Source organism: Luteibacter sp. UNC138MFCol5.1 (assembly GCF_900110505.1).
Taxonomy (GTDB): domain Bacteria; phylum Pseudomonadota; class Gammaproteobacteria; order Xanthomonadales; family Rhodanobacteraceae; genus Luteibacter.
In genome coordinates this window covers 108,184-129,862 of record NZ_FODZ01000004.1, presented here as the reverse complement: position 1 = coordinate 129,862, position 21,679 = coordinate 108,184, and the positions used below count along the sequence as shown (strand labels likewise).

The window sequence follows — 21,679 nt, the reverse complement described above, 5'->3', positions numbered from 1 at the left end:
GATCCTAGCACCGCGCTGGGAGGTACCATCCACCTCTTCTGGCGCGGTGCGTTCAGAACGCCAGATTGAGGCCCATGTTGATCCAGCGGTCGTCCTGCCGCCCGAGGCTGCGCCCGACGACGAGGTCGATGCTGTCGTCGCCGAACGGCAGACGCACGCCGCCCTGCCATGTGCGTCCGGCCCCGGCGGTATCCAGGACCTCGGCCAGCAGCGTCATGTCGGGCGACACCGTGAACTCGATGCCGCCCCCGAGGAGCCGCTGCGCGCCCTGCCCCTGCCCCTGCCCCTGCGGCCGCGTCGCGCCGACGTCGACGTTGAACGCCCAGCGCCCGTTCGGATCGGGCTGGTACGTGGTGGCGGCATACGCATACGTCGAACGTGTGCGCGCGTGCTGGAACGTGGCACCGGCGGCGAGCGCGGTCTGCACGCGTGCGCCGTCGACCACCTGCCACTTCACGCCGGGCGCCACGCCGGGACCGCCGACGTGCCAACCCGTGGACAGCGGCAACGAGAACTCGACCGGTCCCCAGCTGCAGGCCGGCACGCTGTTAGCGCTTCGCGAGGCCCTGCCGAACTGTAGCCAGCTCTCCAGCTGGCAATGACCCGCCGGCGCGATGGCGCCATCGTCCACGAGGTAGCTGCCGCCGGACGCCACGCAGAGCGGGCTGGCGGCGAGCAACAGCCAGGGCGAGGATCGAAGAAGACGTGACACCGAAGGGTTCCCGGAAAAGGCCGGGAGCATCCTACCGCGAGACGTGCGACGCCTTCGATGCGAATCAGGCCGCCTTACGCCTCCGCCACGCGCCCGGCGATACGTGCCGGAGGCGCGAGAAGACGTTGGTGAAATGGCTCTGGTCCGAGAAGCCGCAACGCGCGGCGATCTCCACGAGCGGAATGTCGCGCTGCGCGAGCAGCCGTTCGGCCTCCCTGATCCGTCGCTCCATGTGCCAGCGCGACGGCGAGACGCCCGTGCTCGCCTTGAACGCGCGCGAGAAATGCCCGCGCGACGTGCGGCACGCCTGCGCGGCACCCTGCACGGCGCGGCTCGCATCGAGTTCCCGCGTCAGGTGCTCGAACGCGAGCCGCAGCTGCCAGGTCGCCAGGCCCCCGCGGACGCTGGAAGCACCGGCGTCGAGCGGCGCGCCCGCGGCATCGCGTGCCGCCACCAACGCGTTCGACAGGTGTTCGACGAACGCGTCGGACGGTTGGACACGATCTACCCTCGCCCGCTGGAGCAGGAGGGTCAGCGCGTCCTCGACGGACGACATCAACATGGACGACATGGGCGGCTCCCTTGAGGCTGCGTGCCGGGTCGTTGGCCCCTGTGCACCCGGCGACAACAGGTTAGGGAGGCCCGCGGTCGCCCGATACCCTCCGACGTGGCGCTCGTCGGCCCATTCGTGGGACGACCGGTCACACTTTCGTGTCATGCGCGGCGCGAGCAGCAGATTCATCCATTTGGGTATTGAATGGATCGGGACATCACACGACCATGGCGGGGCTGCGGTGGTCCGGGGAGAACGGGCGGGACGGCCAGGCTTGTCGATGCGGGGAGGAGACCCAGGTGAGCGATACGAGCGCCGTGCCGGAGAAGATCCGGATACTGATCACCGACGACCATCCGGCCATGCGACAGGGGCTGACGTCGGCGATCGCGCGCGAACCGGACATGGAACTCGTCGGCGAAGCCGCCGACGGCGCCGAGGCCATCGAGCGCTTCCGCCAGCTCCGGCCCACCGTCGCGCTGCTCGACCTGCAGATGCCCCGCGTGGACGGCCTCGAAGCGATCGAGGCCATCCGCAAGGAATTCCCGGACGCCAACATCATCGTGCTCACCAGTTACCCCGGCGACGCGCGCGTGATGCGCGCGCTGACGCTGGGCGCCACGTCCTACCTGCTGAAGTCGGCCACGCTCGACGAAATCATCCACGCGATCCGCGCCTCGCTCACCGGCCGGCACGTGGTGGCGCCCGAACTGGCCTACCAGATCGCACTGCACGCGGCCGCCGACAACCTCACAGCGCGCGAACTGAGCGTCCTTCGCCTCGCGGCGGCGGGCAAGGGCAACAAGACCATCGGCGACGAGCTCTGCGTCTCGGAGGACACCGTCAAGTCGCGCATGCGCAGCATCATGGCGAAACTGGGCGCGCACGACCGCACGCACGCGGTGATGATCGCCGTGCAGCGCGGATTCCTCGACTAGGACGCCGGCGGCGCGCCCGTGCGCACATAGGCGCGACGCGCCGGGATCTTCACGTGCAGTTCGGTGCCTTCACCCGGCGCGGAGTCGACGTTGAGCACGCCGCCCACGCGTGCCACCCGCTCGCGCAGGCCCACCAGGCCGAATCGCCCGGCGCCCGTCGTACCGGCGGCTTCCGCAGGCATCCCGATACCGTCGTCGACGATGCTGAGCCACAACGCGTCGCCCGCGTAGTTGAGCGTGACGCTCACGGTCGTCCCCTTCGCATGCGTGAACGCGTTGCGCATGCCTTCCAGCGCGATATGGCGCAGCTCGTAAGTGCACTCCGGGCGCAACGGCCGCGGTTCGCCCTTCGCATCGAGCACGAACGCCATGGCATGGCGCTGTTGCAGCAGCGAGCCTTCCGCGGCGAGGTCGTCGTAGAGCGCCAGGCCCGTGTCGCCGCTGCGCCGTAACGAGAGGATGCGCTGCCGCCCTTCGACGATCGCGTCGCGCGCCTCGAGCGCCATGTCGTCGAGTTCTTTCCGCCAGAACGCCGGGAAGCGGTCGTCCGCGGCCCATGCCTGCAGCGTCAGCGTGAGGCCGTGGAAACGCTGCAGCAGCGTGTCGTGGATGTCGCGCGCCACCGCGTCGCGCTCGTCGGCGCGGATCTTCAGGCGTCGGCGAAGGTTCCTTGCGTGGATGCGCTGCCATAGCCAGATCAGTCCCAGCAGCGGCAGGAACGCCAGCGCGCGGAACCACCAGGTTTCGTGCAGCGCCGGCTTGCGCGTCAGCCGCAAGGTGGCGACGCGGTCGCTGGCCGCGCCGTCCTGCCCCACCGCCGCGACTTCGAAGGTGTACGCGCCAGGCGGCAGGTTGGTGAACACCGCTTCGCGCCGGTTGCCCACGTCCTCCCAGGTGTCGCTGAGTCCGCGCAAGCGGTAGCGATAATGCAGGCGGGGGCCATCGGAGAGCGCCGGGGCGGTATAGGCGATGCGCACCGAGCGCTCGGTGCCGTCGAGCGTCGCCGCCTCGTTCGCCGGCAGGCGCCTCTGGCTCGTGGCGATCGTCTCGATGACCGGACTGACCGGCTTCCGGGAGACGGGCATGCTCGCGGGATCGATCCACGCCAGCCCCGCCGTCGTCTGCGCCCAGAGCCGCCCGTCCGCGCTCGCGCGCAGGGTGGGCAGCGTCCGGTCGGGGTCCGGCGCGCCGGGGACGCCGTCGGATTCGTCGAACATCCGGTAAGTGAACGCCTTGCCGCCGGGCGCGAGCGCACCCGGGATGCTCGCGGCATCGATCCGTGCCACGCCGCCGAGCGTGTGCGCCCAGAGATTGCCGGCAGGGTCGAGGAAGAGTCCGGTCGTCGGCACGAACGCCTCGGCCTCGCTGCCACGAAGCATCGTGAAGCGATGGCCGTCGAAGAATTCGATGCCGCTTTCGCCGCCGATCCATGCGCCGCCGCGCACCGGCGCGATGACGCTCATCGCGCGGTTGTGCAGACCATCGCGCGTGGTCCACGCGTCGACCTTGCCGTCGAGGACCTTCCACAGCGACCCCACGCCACCCATCCAGATCGCGTCGTCGTCGCCGACGGCCGCCACGCGCGGCAGAGCGGGCGGCGGGATGACGGTGTTCCAGGCCGTGCCGTCCCATGAGACCGCGCCGGACGTATCGGAAATCGGGCAGAGATAGATCCGCCCTTTCGCGTCGCTGACCACGCACGCGGGACGACCCACGCTCGCACGCTTGGCGAACATCGCCACCGGCGTGGCACCCCGCTGATCGGCGCGCCACAACCCGGTGGTATTCGCGATCAGCGCGGCATCGGCATGGCGGTCGAGGAACGCCGCGAAACCGTGCTTGCCGATCCCGGCTTCCTGCCAGGACGCCGGCGGCACGGCATGGATCGCGGGCCGCGTCTCGCTTGCGACCCACACTTCCCCATTCTTGAGTACCGCCGCCGACACCTCGTGGATCCCTTCGGGAAGGCGGACCTGCGTGAACACCGAGCGGGTGAAGCGGTCGATCCCACCTTCGCTGCCGATCCAGACGTTGCCGTCGGTGTCCTCCGCGATGGGCCACGCCACGCCGCCGCTCAACCCTTCCGCCTTGCGCATCGTCTCGTACAGCGGCACCGCGTGGCGCTCTTCCGCCGCCTGCATGGCGGCGCGCGATATGAAGACCACGCCGTTCGTCGGCGACGTCAGCCACACGTTCCCCTCGCGGTCCTCACAAAGGCCAAAGGCGTGGAAGTCGAACGGCAACGCGGTTTCCGTCAGCGACAGGCCCTCGCGCCGGAAAAAATGCACCGAGTCCGTGCCCATGAGGTACATGCGCCCCGACCGGCCGATCCGGATTTTCCGGATGTCGGTGGATACATGAGCCACGTCGACGGGCGTATCGCGCCCCTCGGGGACGACGGCGGGCGCGAGGGCCGCGCGCGCGATCCACAGGTTGCCGTCGGCATCGAACGCGGCATCCATCATGTCGAGGTCGTCGTAGGCAGGCAGACGGCGTACCCACGTGTGGCGCGCCTCGTCGAACGAGCGGTACCCGTCGGGCGTCGCGATCCAGACCGTGCCGTCCGGCGCCGTGAAGAAACGTCCACCGCGCCCCGGGAAGCCCTGCGCCGGCCCGAACGTTTCGATGTGGCCATGCCTCACCAGGGACGGACCGGTTCGAATGTTCGTGACCCAGACGCCGCCTCCCTGGGCGGCGACGACCCGGTCGAGCTGGGCCTGTTCGAACCGCTCGCCAGCCGGCGGCTCGAACGCGGTGAACGACACCCCGTCGAAACGGGTCAGCCCCTTCGTGCCGATGATCCAGAGGAAGCCGTCGCGGCCTTGCACCAGCCCGGCGACGTCACCGGGCGCGCCATCCTTCTTGAGGAAGGCGGTGTGCTGGTAGCTGCCCAGCGTGTCCGGCGCGCTGGCCGCCGCGCACAGCAGCAGCGCCGCCACGGCGATCAGCCCCGCCCTGCCCATCCCCCTGAACCACTCGCGCATCGTCGCCCTTCGATTGCCGCTGCCCACCAGGCCTCATCCCGGACACGTCCGGCAAGATTGCTACCTCGCCCCCGTCAGCCACAAGTAGCCATGGGTCGAATCGCCATGACCTGCGACCTCCCTGTGACCAATGGCTCATGGCCCCTACCCTTGCGCGCCTTACCGTGCACGGCATCGATTCGGGAGTAGACCATGGCACTGAAGGAACTATGGGTGGGCATCGCGCTGCTCGCCATGGCCGGCACGGCGTCGGCGGACGCGCTGCTCCAGCAGGCGCTCGCGCGCGACGCGTTGGCCCCCGGGGACGTCCGCGGCATGCTGCGCACGACCACCACGGTCACGGGCGGTGACGCACCGGAGGTCGAGACCGTGATCGTGGACCCGCGCAAGGAACCGAAGAAAGCGCTCGCCTCGTATGCCGAGCTGAAGGACGTCATCGGCGCGAACGCGCAGGTCGCGAGCCGCGACGCGGGGCGCACCGTCTATACGTTCACCACGCGGCACGTGCCGAAGGCCTTCACGCGCGCCGGCAGCGTGAGTGTGCAGATGGACGGCGAAGGCGACGACGGCCTGTTCGACGGCACCGCCGAGGTCAGCACCGATGCCTCGGGCCGGCCGTACGTCAGCCATGTCGACCTGCGCATGCATGACGGCGCCGGCAATCTCCTCGCCCGCGTGAAGAAGATCGACATCGGCTACGCCTTCGGCCCGGCCACGGGCACCGATGCGATGGTCGCCACGGCGATGTCGGTGGACGTCGACGTGCGCGCCCTCTTCTTCATGCACCGCAACGCCCGTTCGGAGTCCACCCTGGTCGCGGACAACCCGCGGTAGGCGTGCCTACCACTGCGCGAGCACCCGCGGAATCCTGGGCAGCAACTCGCGCGCGAGGAAACCGATCCGTCCGATCTGCCGACCCGCCATCAGCCCGGCACGCGCGTGAACGGCGACACCCCACACCGCCGCCTGCGGCAGCGTCGCGCCGCGGGCGACGAAGCCCGCGATCACGCCAGCGAGCACGTCGCCCGATCCCGAGGTGCCGAGACCGGGCGCGTCGACGACGTGCTTCCATAGCATGCCCTCGGGGTCGGCGATCCACGTCGTGGGGCCCTTCAGCACGACGATCGCGCGGAACCGCGCCGCGGCCGCGGTCGCGACGCCGACGCAGTCACCCGCGACCTCCTTCGGCCGCAGGCCCATCAGGTCCGCCATCTCGGGGATGTGTGGCGTGATGACCAGGCGGCCCGCCGCCGGCTCGAGCGCATCGGCGTGAAGACTGCCGGCGTCCGCGACGACGGGAACGCCGGCTCGCGCCACCTGTGCCGACACCGGCGACGCGCGGGTCGCCATCCCCGGCCCGACCAGCACGACGCCCGCCTGCCGCACCAGGTCGACCTGCGCGGCGTCGAGCGCACGCAGCTCGCCGGCCTCGTCCAGCGGGACGCCGACGACCGCCGCCTCGGGCAGCGCGACGCCCAGATGAGCGGCCGCTTCGCCGCCCGTGACGACCATGAGCTTGCCGGCACCGGCACGCAGCGCCGCTTCGCCCGCGAGCGTGACCGCGCCCGGCACCTGACGCGAGCCGCCGACCACGAGCACGCGGCCGCGGTCCTCCTTGCTATGCGCGTCGTCGGCGGAAGGAAGCGGCCACGACGTCAGCAGTGCGCGGGTCACGCGCGTCGCGTCCATCAGCGTGGCCCCGTCGGCACGTCGCTCTCGCTCGTCACCTCGATCGATTCGAGGGTCGGGGCCACGAAGCGGCCGTGCCGCAGCGCGAACTGCACGGGCGGACCGGCATCGATGTCGTACTCCGCATAACCGCAGTTGGGAAAGTCGCCTTCCCGATCCACGGCGAGGATGTCCTCCTCGCGCATGCCTTCGAGGAGGTAGCGGAAGCAGTTGACGATCACCTGATGGCCGACGACCACGACGCGGCAATCCGGCTTGGTGAGGCGGATGCCGTCGACCACGCTGCGCAGCCGCAGGATCACGTCGCACCAGCTCTCGCCGCCCGGCGGCCGGAAGTAGAACTTGCCGACCATGCCGCGCTGGGCGGCGAGGTCGGGAAACTTCGACTGGATGCCGTGCCGCGTGTAGCGGTCGAGCACGCCGAATTCCTTCTCGCGCAGCCGCTCGTCGACCTCGATCCTCTTCGGATCGAAGCCGAGCGCCTCGGCCAGTACTTCGGCCGTCTGATGGGCGCGGACGAACGGCGAGGCCAGGATCGCGTCGGGTCGTGCGTCCTCCGGCAGGCCCGCCAGCCAGTCGCCGAGCGCGCGCGCCTGGGCCCAGCCAAGGTCGGACAGCGGCGTGTCCGCGTCGCGATGGTTCAGGTCGATCAACTCGTCGCCGTTCGCCTCGGCGACGTCGCGCGCGACGTTCCCGGCACTTTGGCCGTGCCGGACGATGTACAGCTTGCCGCTGGGCTTTCGGGACGATCCGGCCATGCAGGCTCCTCGTTTGGTCTCGCACCCGAGCATCGGACCCACACCGTGAAAGCACCGTAGCAACCCGGTCACCCGTGGGAGCGGACCCGACCGCGACAGCTCGTCGCGACAACCCATCGCGCTGGCGCGCGAGGCTCGGCACCGAGGCGAAAAGCCGTCGCGGCCAGGTCCGCTCCCACCGCGTTTGTAACGCTTTGTAAGCCACCGCCCTGCGATACGTTCGGATGCAAAAAGCGCCCGCCCGGGACACGAGGCAGGTGCATCCCCTCCCTAGTCTGACGGCGTGCCACGGCTGACCGCCGAGCGCATCCATTCATCGACACACATCCAGGGAGAACACTGATGTCATTCGCACTCGCACGCCGCGCGCTGACCCTCGCCATCGGCCTCGCCACGCTGGCGCCCACGCTTCACGCCATGCCCGCCGGCGCCTTCGACGCGGCGATGGCCGCCCCCGCGCCCGCCACCAAGGCCGACGAAAGCATCCGCCCTTTCCATGTCCATGTGCCGCAGGAACAGCTCGACGACCTGCGCCGCCGGATCCGCGAGACCCGCTGGCCCGACCGCGAAACAGTGGCAGACCAGTCGCAGGGCATCCAGCTCGCCCAGGTCCAGGCGCTGGTGAAGTACTGGGGTACCGATTACGACTGGCGCAAGGCGGAGAAGCAGCTCAACGCCCTCCCGGAGTTCGTCACGACCATCGACGGCGTCGATATCCAGTTCATCCACGTGCGCTCGAAGAACCCGAACGCCCTGCCCGTCATCCTCACGCATGGCTGGCCCGGTTCCACCTTCGAGTTTCTCAAGACCATCGGCCCGCTGACCGATCCGGTCGCCTACGGCGGCAAGGTCGAGGATTCGTTCGACGTGATCATCCCCTCCATCCCCGGCTACGGGTTCTCGGGCAAGCCGCGCGAGCTCGGCTGGGGCCCGGACCGCACGGCCCGCGCCTGGGACACGCTCATGAAGCGGCTCGGCTACACGAAGTACGTGTCACAGGGCGGCGACCATGGCTCGGTGATCTCCGACGCCCTCGCCCGTCAGGCGCCCAAGGGCCTCCTCGCGATCCACCTCAACATGCCGGCCACGGTGCCGGGCGAGCTGTCCAAGCCGATCAACGCCGGCGACCCGGCCCCCGCCAACCTGACGAAGGACGAACGCGAGGCGTACGAGGCACTCAGCACCTTCTTCGGCCGCAACGCCGCCTACGGCGCGATGATGGTGACCCGTCCGCAGACGATCGGTTACTCGCTGGCCGATTCCCCGTCCGGCCTCGCGTCCTTCATGTACGAGAAGTTCGCCCAGTGGAGCGACAGCGACGGCGTGCCCGAGCGCGTCCTCAGCCGCGACGAGATGCTCAACGACATCACCCTCTACTGGCTGACGAACAGCGGCGCGTCGTCGTCCCGCTTCTACTGGGAAAACAACAACAACAACTTCAGCTCGGCCACCCAGCACACGAGGGACATCAAGGTGCCGGTCGCCATCACCGTCTTCCCGCACGAGATCTACCGCGCGCCGAAGAGCTGGAGCCAGGCTGCCTACCCCAGCCTCTACTACTACCACCAGGTCCCGAAGGGCGGCCACTTCGCGGCATGGGAGCAACCGCAGATCTTCGCCGAAGAACTGCGCGAGGCGTTCCGCCCGGTCCGCTGAGCCGCCGCGACCAACGAAACGCCCGTAGCAGCGCACCTGGGCGCGATCGGGGCCTCGACTAGCCCCCATCGCGCCCGTAGGAGCACACCTGGGCGCGATCAGGGTCGCGGTGAGCTCCCATCGCGCCTGTTGGAGCGCACCTGGGCGCGATCAGGGTTCGCGGCGAGCTCCCATCGCGCCCAGGTGCGCTCCAACAACGCCGGCTCTTCGGCCTCACCCAAAAGTCGCACTCCGAAAGAGCAGGATCGTCATCGACGCTCCCCGGGACTCGTGCTAGCGTTTGCGCGAACACCTCGTGAATGCGGGGTGCTCGATCAGAAACGTCAAGCCAGCCGCCGTCCGGTCACACGGGCGGTACGTCCAGCCAGATTCCAGGGAGCTCACGCGATGGCAATGACCCGCCGCGAGTTCATCAAGTTCACCGGCCTAGGCATCACCGCCTCGAGCCTCGGCCTCCTCGGCTTCGGGGCGGCGGGGGTGGCGCAGGCCGCCGCCGTCCGGCCCTTCAAGCTCACCCATGCCACCGAGACGCGCAATACCTGCACGTACTGCTCGGTGGCCTGCGGCATCCTCATCTACAGCATGGGCGACCGTGCCAAGAATGCGGTGTCGAACATCATCCATATCGAAGGCGATCCGGATCATCCGGTGAACCGGGGCACGCTCTGCCCCAAGGGTTCGGCGCTGCTCGACATCGTCCATGCGCCGACGCGCCTGAAGGCTCCGCGCTATCGCGAGCCCGGCGGCACGGACTTCAAGGAAGTCTCCTGGGACTTCGCGCTCGACCGCATCGCGCGCCTCATGAAGGACGACCGCGACAAGCACTTCAAGACGACCAACGACGCCGGCACCACCGTCAACCGGTGGACCAGCACGGGCATGCTCGCGGCATCCGCGTCGTCCAGTGAAACCGCCTACCTCACGTGGAAGGTGGCCCGCTCGCTCGGCATGGTGGTGTTCGACAACCAGGCGCGCGTCTGACACGGACCGACGGTGGCCAGTCTGGCCCCATCATTCGGTCGCGGTGCGATGACGAACACCTGGCAGGACATCAAGAACGCCAATGTGGTGATCGTGATGGGCGGCAACGCCGCCGAAGCGCACCCGTGCGGCTTCAAATGGGTGATCGAAGCGAAGATCGAGAACGGCGCGAAGCTGATCGTGGTCGACCCACGGTTCACGCGCACGGCGTCGGTCGCGGATTATTACGCCCCCATCCGGCCGGGCACGGACATCGCGTTCCTCAGCGGCCTGATGCGCTACCTGCTCGAGAAGGACGCCATCCAGCACGAGTACGTGCGCTCGTACACGAACGCCAGCCTGATCGTGCAGGAGGGCTTCGGCTTCCAGGACGGCCTGTTCAGCGGCTACGACGAGGCCAAGCACGGCTACGACCGCTCGTCGTGGGATTACGAGCTGGACGAGAACGGCTTCGCGAAGTCGGACGACACCTGGCAGAACCCGCGCTGCGTCATCAACCTGCTGAAGCAGCACGTCTCGCGGTACACGCCGGAGATGGTTTCGCGTATCACCGGCACGCCGCAGGACAAGTTCCTGCACATCTGCGAACTGATCGCCGCGACCTCCGCGCCCGACAAGGCCATGACCAGCCTGTTCGCGCTCGGCTGGACGCAGCACACGGTGGGTGCGCAGAACATCCGCGCCATGGCGATGGTCCAGCTGCTGCTGGGCAACATCGGCGTGGCCGGCGGCGGTATGAACGCGCTGCGCGGTCACTCGAACATCCAGGGCCTCACCGACGTGGGCCTGCTGTCGAACCAGATGCCCGGTTACCTCAGCATGCCGTACGACCGTGAGCCCACGTTCGACGACTACATGAAGACCAAGCAGTTCAAGCCCCTGCGCAACGGGCAGACGAGCTACTGGTCCAATTACCGCAAGTTCATCGTCAGCTCGCAGAAGGCGCTGTTCGGCGACGCGGCCACCGCGGAGAACAACTGGGCCTACGACTGGCTGCCCAAGCTCGACATCCCGCTGTACGACATCATCAAGGCGTTCGAGATGATGAACAACGGCGAGATGAGCGGCTACATCTGCCAGGGCTTCAATCCGCTGCAGGCGTTCCCCGATCGCGGCAAGATCCGTCGTGGCCTGAGCAAGCTGAAGTTCCTCGTCACCATGGATCCGCTGGATACGGAAACCTCCCGTTTCTGGCAGGACTTCGGCCCGCAGAATCCTGCGAAGCCGTCGGAGATCCAGACCGAGGTGTTCCAGCTGCCCACCACCTGTTTCGCCGAGGAGAACGGCTCGCTGGTGAACTCGGCCCGCTGGCTGCAGTGGCACTGGAAAGCCGCCGAGGCCCCGGGCATCGCCAAGTCCGACATCTGGATCATGACCGGCCTGTTCCAGCGCCTGCGCGAGCTGTACCGCAAGGAAGGCGGCGCCTTCCCCGACGCGCTGCTCAACCTGACCTGGAAGTACACGGACCCGCGCCAACCGGATCCGGAAGAGCTGGCGAAGGAGATGAACGGCCGGGCGCTCGCCGACCTCACCGATGCCACCACCGGCGCGGTGACCAAGGCCGGCACCCTGCTGGACGGCTTCGGCCAGCTGCGCGACGACGGCACCACCGCGTCGGGCTGCTGGATCTTCTCCGGCTCGTTCACCGAGAAGGGCAACCAGATGGCCCGCCGCGACGCCACGGATCCGCGCGAACAAGGCATCGCGCCGAACTGGGCATGGGCGTGGCCGGCCAACCGGCGCATCCTCTACAACCGCGCGAGCGCCGATCCGAACGGCAAGGCCTGGAACCCGAAGAAGCCCGTGATCGAGTGGAACGGGACGAAGTGGACGGGCGTCGACGTTCCCGACTACGGCCCCACGATCAAGCCGTCGGACGGCGTCGGTCCCTTCATCATGAACGCCGAGGGCATGGGTCGCCTATTCGCGCGCGATCTCATGGTGGAAGGCCCCTTCCCCGAGCACTACGAACCGATGGAATCGCCCGTCGAGAACGTGCTGCACCCGAAGGTGAGCCACAACCCGGTCGCCCGCGTGTTCGCGGACGACAAGGCCAACTTCGGCACGCCCGAGCACTTCCCGTACGTGGCCACCACCTACCGCCTCACCGAGCACTTCCACTTCTGGACCAAGCACGCGCTGATCAACGCGATCCTCCAGCCGGAGGAATTCGTGGAGATCGGCGAGGTCCTGGCGAAGGAGAAAGGCATCGCGCAGGGCGGCTGGGTCAAGGTGTCGTCCAAGCGTGGCGAGGTGATCTGCAAGGCGTACGTGACCAAGCGCATCAAGCCGCTGACCGTGGACGGCAAGGCCACCCACGTCATCGGCGTGCCGCTGCACTGGGGCTTCACCGGCCAGGCGAGGAAAGGCTATGGCGCGAACACGCTGACCCCGTCGGTCGGCGACGCCAATACGCAGACGCCGGAATTCAAGGCGTTCCTCGTCAACGTCGAATCGACGACCGCACCGGTCACCGCCTGAGGCCTCCGACATGTCAGATCTGCAATCGCAAGACTATGTCCGCCGCTCGGCGACGACCCTGACGCCGCCGATGGCGCGCAACCATGAAGACCAGGTGGCCAAGCTGATCGACGTCAGCCGCTGCATCGGTTGCAAGGCGTGCCAGTCCGCGTGCATGGAATGGAACGACCTGCGCCCGGAGATCGGGCACTTCGAAGGCTCGTACGAGAACCCGAACGACCTGGGTCCGAGCGTCTGGACCCTGATGAAGTTCGCCGAGTACGAGAACGAACAGGGCAACCTCGAGTGGCTGATCCGCAAGGACGGCTGCATGCACTGCGAGGATCCGGGCTGCCTGAAGGCGTGCCCGGCGCCCGGCGCCATCGTGCAGTACGCCAACGGCATCGTCGACTTCATCAGCGACAAGTGCATCGGCTGCGGCTACTGCGTGAAGGGCTGCCCCTTCGACGTCCCGCGCATCAGCAAGACCGACCACAAGTCGTACAAGTGCACGCTGTGCTCCGACCGCGTCACGGTGGGGCTCGAGCCGGCCTGCGTGAAGGCCTGCCCCACGGGCGCGATCATGTTCGGTTCCAAGACCGACATGCACCGCCAGGCGGGCGAGCGCATCGAAGACCTCAAATCCCGGGGCTTCGAGAAGGCCGGCCTGTACGACCCCGCGGAAGTCGGCGGCACGCACGTCATGTACGTGCTGCACCACGCCGACAAGCCCTCGCTGTACTCCGGCCTGCCCGACGAACCGCGCATCAGCCCGACGGTCCGCGTCTGGAAGGGCATCCTGAAGCCGCTCGCGGTCATCGGTATCGCGGCCGCCGTCATCGGCTCGTTCTTCCACTGGGTCACCATCGGTCCCAACGAAGTCCGGGACGAGGACGAGGCCGAAGCCGATCGGGCCCTGCGCGAGATCGAGGAAGAGGAGAAGACGCCATGACCCGTCCGAAGCGAGCCCTCACGCGCTACACCACCGTCAACCGCGTGAACCACTGGATCAACGCCATCCTGTTCGTGCTTCTGGTGTTGTCGGGGCTGTCGTTCTTCGACCCGATCCTGTTCTTCCTTTCGGGTCTGTTCGGCGGCGGACAGTGGGCACGTGCCGTGCATCCGTGGTTCGGTTGCTGCCTCGTGATCAGCTGGATCGGCATGTTCGTGCAGTTCTGGCGGTCCAACCTGTTCAACCGCGACGACGCCGCCTGGTCGAAGTCCATCGTGCACGTGGTGACCAACGACGACGAGAACGTGCCGCCGATCGGCCGCAACAACAGCGGCCAGAAGCTCGTGTTCTGGGCGATGACGCTGCTGATCCCCACGCTGTTCGTCAGCGGCCTCCTGATCTGGGAGGTCTACTTCGGCAAGGCGACGTCGATCCCCGTGCAGCGCGCGGCCGTTCTGATCCACAGCCTGGCGGCGCTGGGTGCGATCTTCGTGTGGATCGTGCATGTGTACGCCGCGATCTGGATCCGCGACTCGGTGCGCAGCATGACGCAGGGTTACGTCACGCCCGGCTGGGCATGGCACCATCACCGCAAGTGGTTCTATCAGCTGGCGTCCGGCCAACGCGTGAAGACCGAGCCCAGGAAGAATCCGTGAAGCAAGCCGAAGCACCGCCGAACGCCAAATGGAGTGGCCCGTCCCACGCAGGCGTCAAGGCACCCGATCCGATCGTTCTCCCCGATCCCGCTACCCGCTTCGCCACCACGGCGAAGCGTCTGGACGGGATGGCCGAAGGCCACCCGCTGGAGCCGTGGCTGCGGTTCATGGCCGCGCTTTCGCGGGCGCAACACGACGTCGCCACGGCGATCGTGCCGGGTGCCACGCTCGCCGGCGACGACGTCGCGCGTGCCGTCGACGCCCGTCTGCCGCCGCTCGCCGCGGACGGCCATCGACGCGACGCCGCATGGCGCGACGGACTGACCCGCCTGCTCGACGGCATCGACGCGGCGTCCTTGCCGCCGCCGGCCCGCGACGCGATCGCGCAGCTCCGCGGCATGAGCACCGACGCGATCGAGACGCTCGCCGACCAGTTCCTTCGCGGTCGCGTCGCCACGGCGGACGCGGCGGCGGCGGTCTATGTCGCCGCGGCCCTGCAGGTGTATTTCACGGTGTCGGCCGCACGGCTCGACGCCGATGCGCTGCGCCTGCTCGAGGAGCGCCCGCTCTGCCCCTGCTGCGGCTCGCCCTCCGTGTCGGGCCTCATCACCGCCAGCGGCACGACGCCCGGCAGCCGCTTCCTGTACTGCTCGATGTGCTCCACGTCGTGGAACCACGTCCGTGCCGTGTGCCTGAACTGCAAGGGCACCCAAAAGCTATCCGTGAAGGGCATCGAGGGCGATCCGGAAGTCATCAAGGTGGAAACCTGCGGCGACTGCCATACCTACAGCAAGCTGCTCTACCAGTTGCGCGACATGCAGGTCGACCCGTACGCGGACGACCTCGCCTCGCTCGGCCTCGACCTGCTGGTCGCCGAAGCGGGATACTCGAGGCACGCACCGAACCCGCTGCTCCTGGCGGGGGACGACGACGCCCTCGAGTAGACTCCACGCGCCATGGCCGACCCAGAGAACGTTTTTCGCCAGCTACCCGCCGTCGCCACCGTCCTCGCCTCGCCCGGGGCGGCGGCGCTCGCCGGGCGGCACGGGCGCCAGGCCACCACGAACGCCATCCGCGACGCGCTCGCCGACGCACGCAAGGCCCTCCAGCGCCAGGACGGGAGCGCGCTCGCCGGCGATTGGCCACCCTCGGCGCACGACATCGTCCACGCGGCGGCAAGGCGGCTCGACACGCCGCCCACCCTCCGCCCGGTCATCAACCTCACCGGCACGATCCTGCACACCAACCTCGGCCGCGCCCTGCTCCCGGAGTCCGCGATCGAGGCGGCCGTCGACGCCATGCGCCACCCGGTGCCGCTGGAATACGACCTCGGCACGGGCGCGCGGGGCGAACGCGACGACCACGTGCGCGCATTGCTGCGTGAACTGACCGGCGCCGACGATGCCACGGTGGTGAACAACAACGCGGCGGCGGTACTGCTCTGCCTCAATACCTTCGCCCTGCGTCGCGAGGCGATCGTCTCGCGCGGGGAGCTGATCGAGATCGGCGGCGCGTTCCGCATGCCCGACATCATGGCGCGCGCCGGCGCGGACATGGTCGAGGTCGGCACGACGAACCGCACCCACCCGGCGGATTACCGCGACGCGCTGAACGAGCGCAGCGGCCTGATCCTGAAGGTTCACACGTCCAATTACCGCATCCAGGGCTTCACGTCGGAAGTCGGCGCACGCGAGCTGGCCGGCATCGCCGACGAGGCCGGCGTGCCGCTGCTGAACGACCTCGGGTCCGGCAGCCTGGTCGACCTCTCCATGCAGGGCCTCGCCCGCGAGCCGACGGTGCGCGAAGCCGTGCAGGAAGGCGCACGGCTGGTCACCTTCTCCGGCGACAAGCTGCTCGGCGGGCCGCAGGCCGGTTTCATCGTCGGCGACCGCGCCCTGATCGAGCAGATCAACCGCAATCCGCTCAAGCGTGCGCTGCGCGTCGACAAGATGCGCCTCGCCGCCATCGAGGCGACGCTACGGCTCTATCGCGACCCGGATCGTCTCGGGGAACACCTTCCGACGCTGCGCTATCTCGCGCGCACGGTCGGCGAGATCCGTGCGCAGGCGACGCGACTGCTGCCCGCGGTCGCCGCGCGATTCGGCGAGGCGTTCCATGCCGACATCGGCGACTGTCAAAGCCAGGTCGGCTCGGGCGCGTTACCCCTCGACACGCTGCCGAGCGCCGCGCTGACGATCCGCGCGCACGGCAGCCAGTCCGCGCTCGAAGCGCTGGCGGCCCGCCTGCGCACCGGCGCGCGACCCGTCATCGGACGGGTCGCGGACGGTGCGCTGCACTTCGACCTGCGTTGTCTCGCCGACTCGGACGAGCCCGCGTTCCTGGCCACGCTGGCGGAACGGAGCGCCGAGGCGCCGTGATCGTCGGTACCGCGGGACACATCGACCACGGCAAGACGTCGCTGGTGCGCGCGCTGACCGGCGTGGATACCGATCGGCTGAAGGAAGAGAAAGCGCGCGGCATCACCATCGACCTCGGCTTCGCCTACCTGCCGCTGGACGACGGCCGGACGCTCGGCTTCATCGACGTGCCGGGCCACGAACGCTTCGTGCATACCATGGTGGCCGGTGCCAGCGGCATCGACATCGCCCTGCTCGTCGTCGCCGCCGATGACGGCGTGATGCCGCAGACGCTCGAACACCTGGCGATCCTCGACCTGCTCGGCACGCGTCGCGCCCTGATCGCCCTGAACAAGGCCGACCTCGCCACACCCGAACGGCTCGCCACCGTGGAGGCCCAGATTCGCGAAGCGATCGCAGGCACCGTCCTGGAAGGCGCCGACATCCTGCCGGTCTCGGCGAGCACGGGGGCTGGCGTCGACGACCTGCGCGCGCGCCTCGCCGCGGAAGCGCGCGCACTGGGCGAGCGCAGCGACGATGCCCGCTTCCGCCTCGCCGTCGACCGCGTGTTCACCCTGCCCGGCATCGGCCTCGTCGTCACGGGCACCGTGTTGTCGGGCAGCGTGCAGGTGAAGGATCAGGTCACGATCAGTCCCTCCGGCCTCGCCGCTCGCGTGCGATCCATCCACGCGCAGAATCGCCAGGTGACGACGGGGCGCGCCGGCGATCGCTGCGCGTTGAACCTCGCCGGCGACGGCGTCGCGAAGGATGCGATCCAGCGCGGCGACATGGTCGTCGATCCGTCGCTGCATGCGCCGACCGACCGCATCGACGCCCGGCTGCACCTGCTGCCCGGGGAGCCGAAGGCGGTCGTGGCGTGGTTTCCGGCGCGCCTGCATCACGGTGCCACGGAGGTCGGCGTCCGCCTCGTGCCGCTTCAGGGCGAACAGGTCCGGCCCGGGCAGACGGCCGACGTGCAGCTCGTGCTGGACCGCCCGATCGCGGCCGCCGTCGGCGACCGCTACGTGCTCCGCGACGTGTCCGCGCGACGCACCATCGGCGGCGGGACGTTCATCGACCTGCGGGCCCCCGAACGCCAGCGGCGCAAGCCCGAGCGCATCGCCGAGCGCGAGGCGATGGCGATCGCCGATCCACGAGAGAGCCTCGCAGCCCTGCTCGACATCGCACCGTACGCGCGAGACCTCGACGTGTTCGCCCGCGATCGCGCGCTCACGCCGTCGACGCTCGCCGCCCTCGTCGCGGACATGGATCTCGTGCGCTTCGACAGCGGCGACGAGCGCGCCGCCATCGCCATGCCCGCGTGGCGGCGCTTCGTGGCGGCGGTGAACGAACACCTCGAAACGTTCCACGCGGCCCAACCGGACGTCCAGGGCATGGCGCGCGAGAAACTCCGCCTCGCCGTGCTGCCGCGCCTGACGGCCGGCGCGTTCGCGCTGGCGCTGCAACACCCCGACGTCGCCGGCACCGTCGTTCGCGACGGTGCCTTCGTACGCCTGGCCTCCCACTCGCTGCAGATCAGCCCCGAGCGCGAGGCGCTTTGGAACAAGGTGGCACCACTGCTCGGCGGCGAGGCGCGGTTCAAGCCGCCCCGGGTGCGCGACATCGCGGGCGAACTCGGCACGCCGGAAGACCACATCCGCCGGATGCTGAAGTTCGCCGGCCGGCTGGGCCATGTCGACGAAGTGGCGCACGATCACTTCTTCCTGCGCGCCACGATGCACGAGATGGTGCAGATCGCCGTCGACATCGCGGCGCACGCCGCGGATGGCCGCTTCACCGCCGCGCAATTCCGCGACCGCCTCGACTGCGGCCGCAAGGTCGCGATCCAGATCCTGGAGTTCCTCGACCGGCAGGGTGTTATGCTCAATCAAGGTACGTTGCGCCGGATCCAGCCGCGTTACGTCGACCTCTACGGCGGTCCCTCGCCGTAATCGTCACTGGAAGAGCAACGTCCCCGGTGGGGCGTCCGGACTTCAAATCCGGGTGAGGCAGCCAGACTGTTTCGGGTGGGTTCGACTCCCATGCTCTTCCGCCATTTCAGCCGCCGAACTGCCGCCGCATGAAGGCCATGTACTCGTCTTCCGAGGTTTCCCGGCGAGCCTTGACGAGCGGCTTGATGTCTTCGGTCGCCACGTAGCGGAGGCGATTCGTGCCGTCGGTGACCGCTTCGTAGATCACGCCTGCCACGTCGTCGGACGTCGCGAGGCGGTTCGCGCGCAGGCCTTCGAAGATCTTCGCCGCGTTCGCCACGAAGGTCTCGTATCCCTCGGGAATCGTCGCCTGACCGAACTCGTCCGTCGAGCGCGCGCTGAATCCGGTGTCCAGCACGCCACCCGGCTCCACGATCTTCACTACGATGCCCTGCGAGGCCAGTTCGTACGACAGCGATTCCGAGAAGCCCTCGAGAGCGAATTTGCTCGCGTTGTATAGCGAGATCATCGGCAGCCCGAACACCCCCGCGCCGGAACTGACGTTGACGAAGGTGCCCCGTCGCCGCGCCCGGAAATGCGGCAGCACGGCCCGCGTGACGTCCATCACGCCGAAGACATTCACGTCGAACTGCTCCTGGATCTTCTCGCGGCTGGCCGCCTCGAATATCCCGAACAGGCCGAAACCGGCATTGTTCACGACCGCGTCGATCGCGCCGAATCGTTCGATCCCCGTGGCGACGGCGGCGTCGATGCTCGCGCGATCCTGCACGTCGAGGCGCACCACGAGCACGTTGGGCAGCGTGGCCAGAGCGGCGCCAGCGCCAGGGTCGCGCATGGTCGCGACCACGTTCCACCCGCGGGCGGCGAACAGGGTCGCAGTGGCACGGCCGAAACCGGTCGAGGCGCCGGTGATGAGGACAGTGGGGTTCATGAGCGGTCTCCGTTGAGTGACATCTACAAGCTGGATGCACGTCACTGTGCTCACAATCGGGTTTATCCGGGACGCCTCGATGAAGGATTCCGCACAATGCAGAAGACGGGCCTGCCAGAACTCCACGCGGTACTCGCCGTGGCGACGCATCGCAGCTTCCGCCGCGCCGCGCTGGCGCTGGGCATGTCGGCGTCCGCGCTCAGCCACGCGATCGCCACGCTCGAGCGCCGCATGGGGGTACTGCTCTTCCATCGCACCACCCGCAGCGTCTCCCTGTCCGAGGCGGGCGAGGCGTTCGTCGCACGGATACGCCCTGCCCTGGAGGAAATCGCCGCGGCGATGGACGAAGCCAACGATTTCCGCGACAGCCCGGCGGGAACGTTGAGGATCAACACCTCGGAGGGCGCGGCGGCAATGGTGCTGCGACCGATCCTGCTCGAGTACGTCCGTCGTCACCCGGCGATGCGGCTCGATGTCGTGACCGAGGGCCGTTTCGTCGACATCGTGGCCGAGGGTTTCGACGCGGGCATCCGCACGATCGATGCCGTGCCGCAGGACATGGTGGCCGTTCCCTGCAGCGGTTCGCTGCGCTTCGTTGTCGTGGGCTCCCCCAGTTACTTCGAGGGCCGGTCAAGGCCGAGGGCTCCGGAAGACCTGCTGTCGCACGTCTGTATCCGGAGCCGTCTGCCGAGTGGCGCCTGGTACCGCTGGGATTTCGCGCGCCATGGCGAGGAGCGCACCGTGGACATCGACGGACCCCTCGGGTTCGACAACCACCACCTCATGATCGCCGCCGCGCTCGACGGCATGGGCCTGATCTGGACCAACGAATGGTCGGTCGCCCCACACCTGGCCACGGGCCGGCTGGTCGCGGTGCTCGAAGACTGGTCGCCACGCTTCGATGGCCTGTGCGTGTACTACCCCGCGCACCGCCACATGACGGCCGGCCTTCGCGCTTTCATCGATCTGGTCAAGGAGAAGGCCGGAGACGTCTAGACGACATCGACACCGGGCTCGCCTTCGACGACCGAGCCGACGATGCTCGCCCGCGGATAGCCGGCATCGACGATGCGACGGAGGATCGCCTCGGCATGCGCGGCGTCGCACGCGACCAGCAGTCCACCCGACGTCTGCGGATCGGTCAGCAGGTCACGACGCCACGGCGGCAGATCGTCCGCGAGCGCGATGCCGTCGCCATAGCTGGCCCAGTTGCGATTCGACGCGCCGGTGATGAAACCGGCCTGCGCCAGCGCCTCCGCCTGCGCGAGCCACGGCACGGCCTTAGGGTCGATAGCGATACGGACGCCGCTCCCTCGGGCCATTTCCAGCGCGTGGCCGAGCAGGCCAAAGCCGGTGACATCCGTGATGCCATGCACGTCGTCATCCTTCGCGAGCTCGTGCCCGATGCGGTTGAGCAACGTCGTGGAGGCGATCATCTCGTCGTACGCGTCCTTCGGCAGCGCTTCCTTCTTGAAGGCCGCCGAGTACACGCCCACGCCGATGCCCTTGGTCAGGATCAGCGCGTCGCCGCGCCGCGCACCGGTGTTCCGGCGCACTTCGCCGGGTGCGCACAGCCCGATGGCCGCGAGGCCGTAGATCGGCTCGGCGGAATCGATGGAATGCCCGCCCGCGATCGGAATACCGGCCTCGGCGCAGACCGCTTCGCCACCCGCGAGAATGGCGCGCACCGTTTCCGTGTCTATCTTGCCCAGCGGCATGCCGAGGATGGCGAGGGCCATGATCGGCTTGCCGCCCATGGCGTACACGTCCGACAAGGCGTTCGTGGCCGCGATGCGCCCGAAGTCGAACGGATCGTCGACCACGGGCATGAAGAAGTCGGTGGTGGCAATGACGCAGGTTCGGTCGTCGACCTGCCAGACGGCGGCATCGTCGCTGGATTCGGTGCCGACCAGCAACTGAGCGAAGGGCATCGCGGAAGGCTTGTCGGCGAGCAGGTCGCGCAGCACGGACGGTGCCAGCTTGCAGCCACAGCCGCCGCCGTGGGCAAGTTCGGTCAAACGTGGAAAAGTCATGACAGATTCCAACAAGTGCGTGATAGCGCGCCGGTATGTTTGTGCGGCAGCATAACGCAGAGCCAAA

17 protein-coding genes and 1 tRNA gene are annotated in these 21,679 nt (G+C 68.6%); 11 read left to right on the top strand and 7 right to left on the bottom strand.

Annotated features, from left to right (window positions below):
* Positions 1–52 precede the first annotated feature (52 nt).
* A complete protein-coding gene (locus tag BMY69_RS12740) occupies positions 53–712 on the bottom strand; it encodes a hypothetical protein (RefSeq protein ID WP_143070471.1) in 660 nt (219 codons plus the stop codon).
* A 64-nt stretch (positions 713–776) separates the two neighbouring features.
* On the bottom strand, positions 777–1,283 hold the full coding sequence (locus tag BMY69_RS12735) for a helix-turn-helix transcriptional regulator (RefSeq protein ID WP_177191164.1): 507 nt from the start codon (positions 1,281–1,283) through the stop codon (positions 777–779).
* Positions 1,284–1,564: 281 nt separating this feature from the next.
* Here BMY69_RS12735 and BMY69_RS12730 point away from each other — a divergent pair, with 281 nt between their 5' ends.
* The gene (locus BMY69_RS12730) at positions 1,565–2,203 is read left to right on the top strand and encodes a response regulator transcription factor (RefSeq protein WP_255364548.1); all 639 of its coding nucleotides are present in this window, start codon (positions 1,565–1,567) and stop codon (positions 2,201–2,203) included.
* Here the strand turns inward: BMY69_RS12730 and BMY69_RS12725 are convergent.
* The gene (locus BMY69_RS12725) at positions 2,200–5,187 is read right to left on the bottom strand and encodes a sensor histidine kinase (protein WP_090178757.1); all 2,988 of its coding nucleotides are present in this window, start codon (positions 5,185–5,187) and stop codon (positions 2,200–2,202) included. The genes BMY69_RS12730 and BMY69_RS12725 overlap by 4 nt on opposite strands.
* 192 nt (positions 5,188–5,379) lie before the next feature.
* Between BMY69_RS12725 and BMY69_RS12720 the strand changes: the two genes are divergently transcribed.
* Positions 5,380–6,021, top strand: a complete 642-nt coding sequence (locus BMY69_RS12720; protein ID WP_090178756.1) for a hypothetical protein — start codon at positions 5,380–5,382, stop codon at positions 6,019–6,021.
* A gap of 6 nt (positions 6,022–6,027) precedes the next feature.
* Here the strand turns inward: BMY69_RS12720 and BMY69_RS12715 are convergent, their stop codons facing one another.
* Complete coding sequence (locus BMY69_RS12715) at positions 6,028–6,861, bottom strand: NAD(P)H-hydrate dehydratase (RefSeq protein WP_255364547.1); 834 nt, start codon at positions 6,859–6,861, stop codon at positions 6,028–6,030.
* Positions 6,862–6,875: 14 nt separating this feature from the next.
* Entirely contained in the window at positions 6,876–7,667 is a 792-nt protein-coding gene (locus BMY69_RS12710; RefSeq protein WP_090178750.1) for a histidine phosphatase family protein, read from the bottom strand.
* A 309-nt stretch (positions 7,668–7,976) separates the two neighbouring features.
* Between BMY69_RS12710 and BMY69_RS12705 the strand changes: the two genes are divergently transcribed.
* The 8 genes from BMY69_RS12705 to BMY69_RS19675 all read left to right on the top strand — a co-directional run bounded on the left by BMY69_RS12705 (position 7,977) and on the right by BMY69_RS19675 (position 18,752).
* The gene (locus tag BMY69_RS12705; protein WP_090178748.1) at positions 7,977–9,290 is read left to right on the top strand and encodes an epoxide hydrolase family protein; all 1,314 of its coding nucleotides are present in this window, start codon (positions 7,977–7,979) and stop codon (positions 9,288–9,290) included.
* Between the two features lie 387 nt (positions 9,291–9,677).
* A complete protein-coding gene (gene fdnG, locus BMY69_RS12700; RefSeq protein WP_090178745.1) occupies positions 9,678–12,752 on the top strand; it encodes a formate dehydrogenase-N subunit alpha in 3,075 nt (1,024 codons plus the stop codon).
* Positions 12,753–12,762: 10 nt separating this feature from the next.
* Positions 12,763–13,683 (top strand): formate dehydrogenase subunit beta, encoded by a 921-nt coding sequence (gene fdxH / locus BMY69_RS12695; protein WP_090178744.1) that lies wholly within the window; start codon positions 12,763–12,765, stop codon positions 13,681–13,683.
* Positions 13,680–14,339: a formate dehydrogenase subunit gamma gene (locus tag BMY69_RS12690; protein WP_090178742.1), complete on the top strand. Its 660-nt coding sequence runs from the start codon at positions 13,680–13,682 to the stop codon at positions 14,337–14,339. The genes fdxH and BMY69_RS12690 overlap by 4 nt, the downstream gene beginning before the upstream one ends.
* Positions 14,336–15,283 carry a formate dehydrogenase accessory protein FdhE gene (gene fdhE / locus BMY69_RS12685; protein WP_218143169.1) on the top strand — a complete coding sequence of 316 codons (948 nt, stop codon included), beginning with the start codon at positions 14,336–14,338 and terminating at the stop codon, positions 15,281–15,283. Before BMY69_RS12690 ends, fdhE begins: the two co-directional genes overlap by 4 nt.
* A gap of 12 nt (positions 15,284–15,295) precedes the next feature.
* Positions 15,296–16,717 (top strand): L-seryl-tRNA(Sec) selenium transferase, encoded by a 1,422-nt coding sequence (selA, locus tag BMY69_RS12680; protein WP_090178736.1) that lies wholly within the window; start codon positions 15,296–15,298, stop codon positions 16,715–16,717.
* The gene (gene selB, locus BMY69_RS12675; protein ID WP_177191163.1) at positions 16,714–18,648 is read left to right on the top strand and encodes a selenocysteine-specific translation elongation factor; all 1,935 of its coding nucleotides are present in this window, start codon (positions 16,714–16,716) and stop codon (positions 18,646–18,648) included. The genes selA and selB overlap by 4 nt, the downstream gene beginning before the upstream one ends.
* Before the next feature lie 8 nt (positions 18,649–18,656).
* A tRNA-Sec gene (locus BMY69_RS19675) sits at positions 18,657–18,752 on the top strand.
* 2 nt (positions 18,753–18,754) lie between these two features.
* Here BMY69_RS19675 and BMY69_RS12670 read toward each other — a convergent pair.
* Complete coding sequence (locus BMY69_RS12670; protein WP_090178734.1) at positions 18,755–19,579, bottom strand: SDR family oxidoreductase; 825 nt, start codon at positions 19,577–19,579, stop codon at positions 18,755–18,757.
* Positions 19,580–19,675: 96 nt separating this feature from the next.
* Between BMY69_RS12670 and BMY69_RS12665 the strand changes: the two genes are divergently transcribed.
* Positions 19,676–20,575, top strand: coding sequence for a LysR family transcriptional regulator (locus BMY69_RS12665; protein WP_090178730.1), 900 nt, complete (start codon positions 19,676–19,678; stop codon positions 20,573–20,575).
* On the opposite strand, the gene selD is transcribed toward BMY69_RS12665, so the two are convergent.
* Complete coding sequence (selD, locus tag BMY69_RS12660) at positions 20,572–21,612, bottom strand: selenide, water dikinase SelD (protein WP_090178727.1); 1,041 nt, start codon at positions 21,610–21,612, stop codon at positions 20,572–20,574. The genes BMY69_RS12665 and selD overlap by 4 nt on opposite strands.
* Positions 21,613–21,679 lie beyond the last annotated feature (67 nt).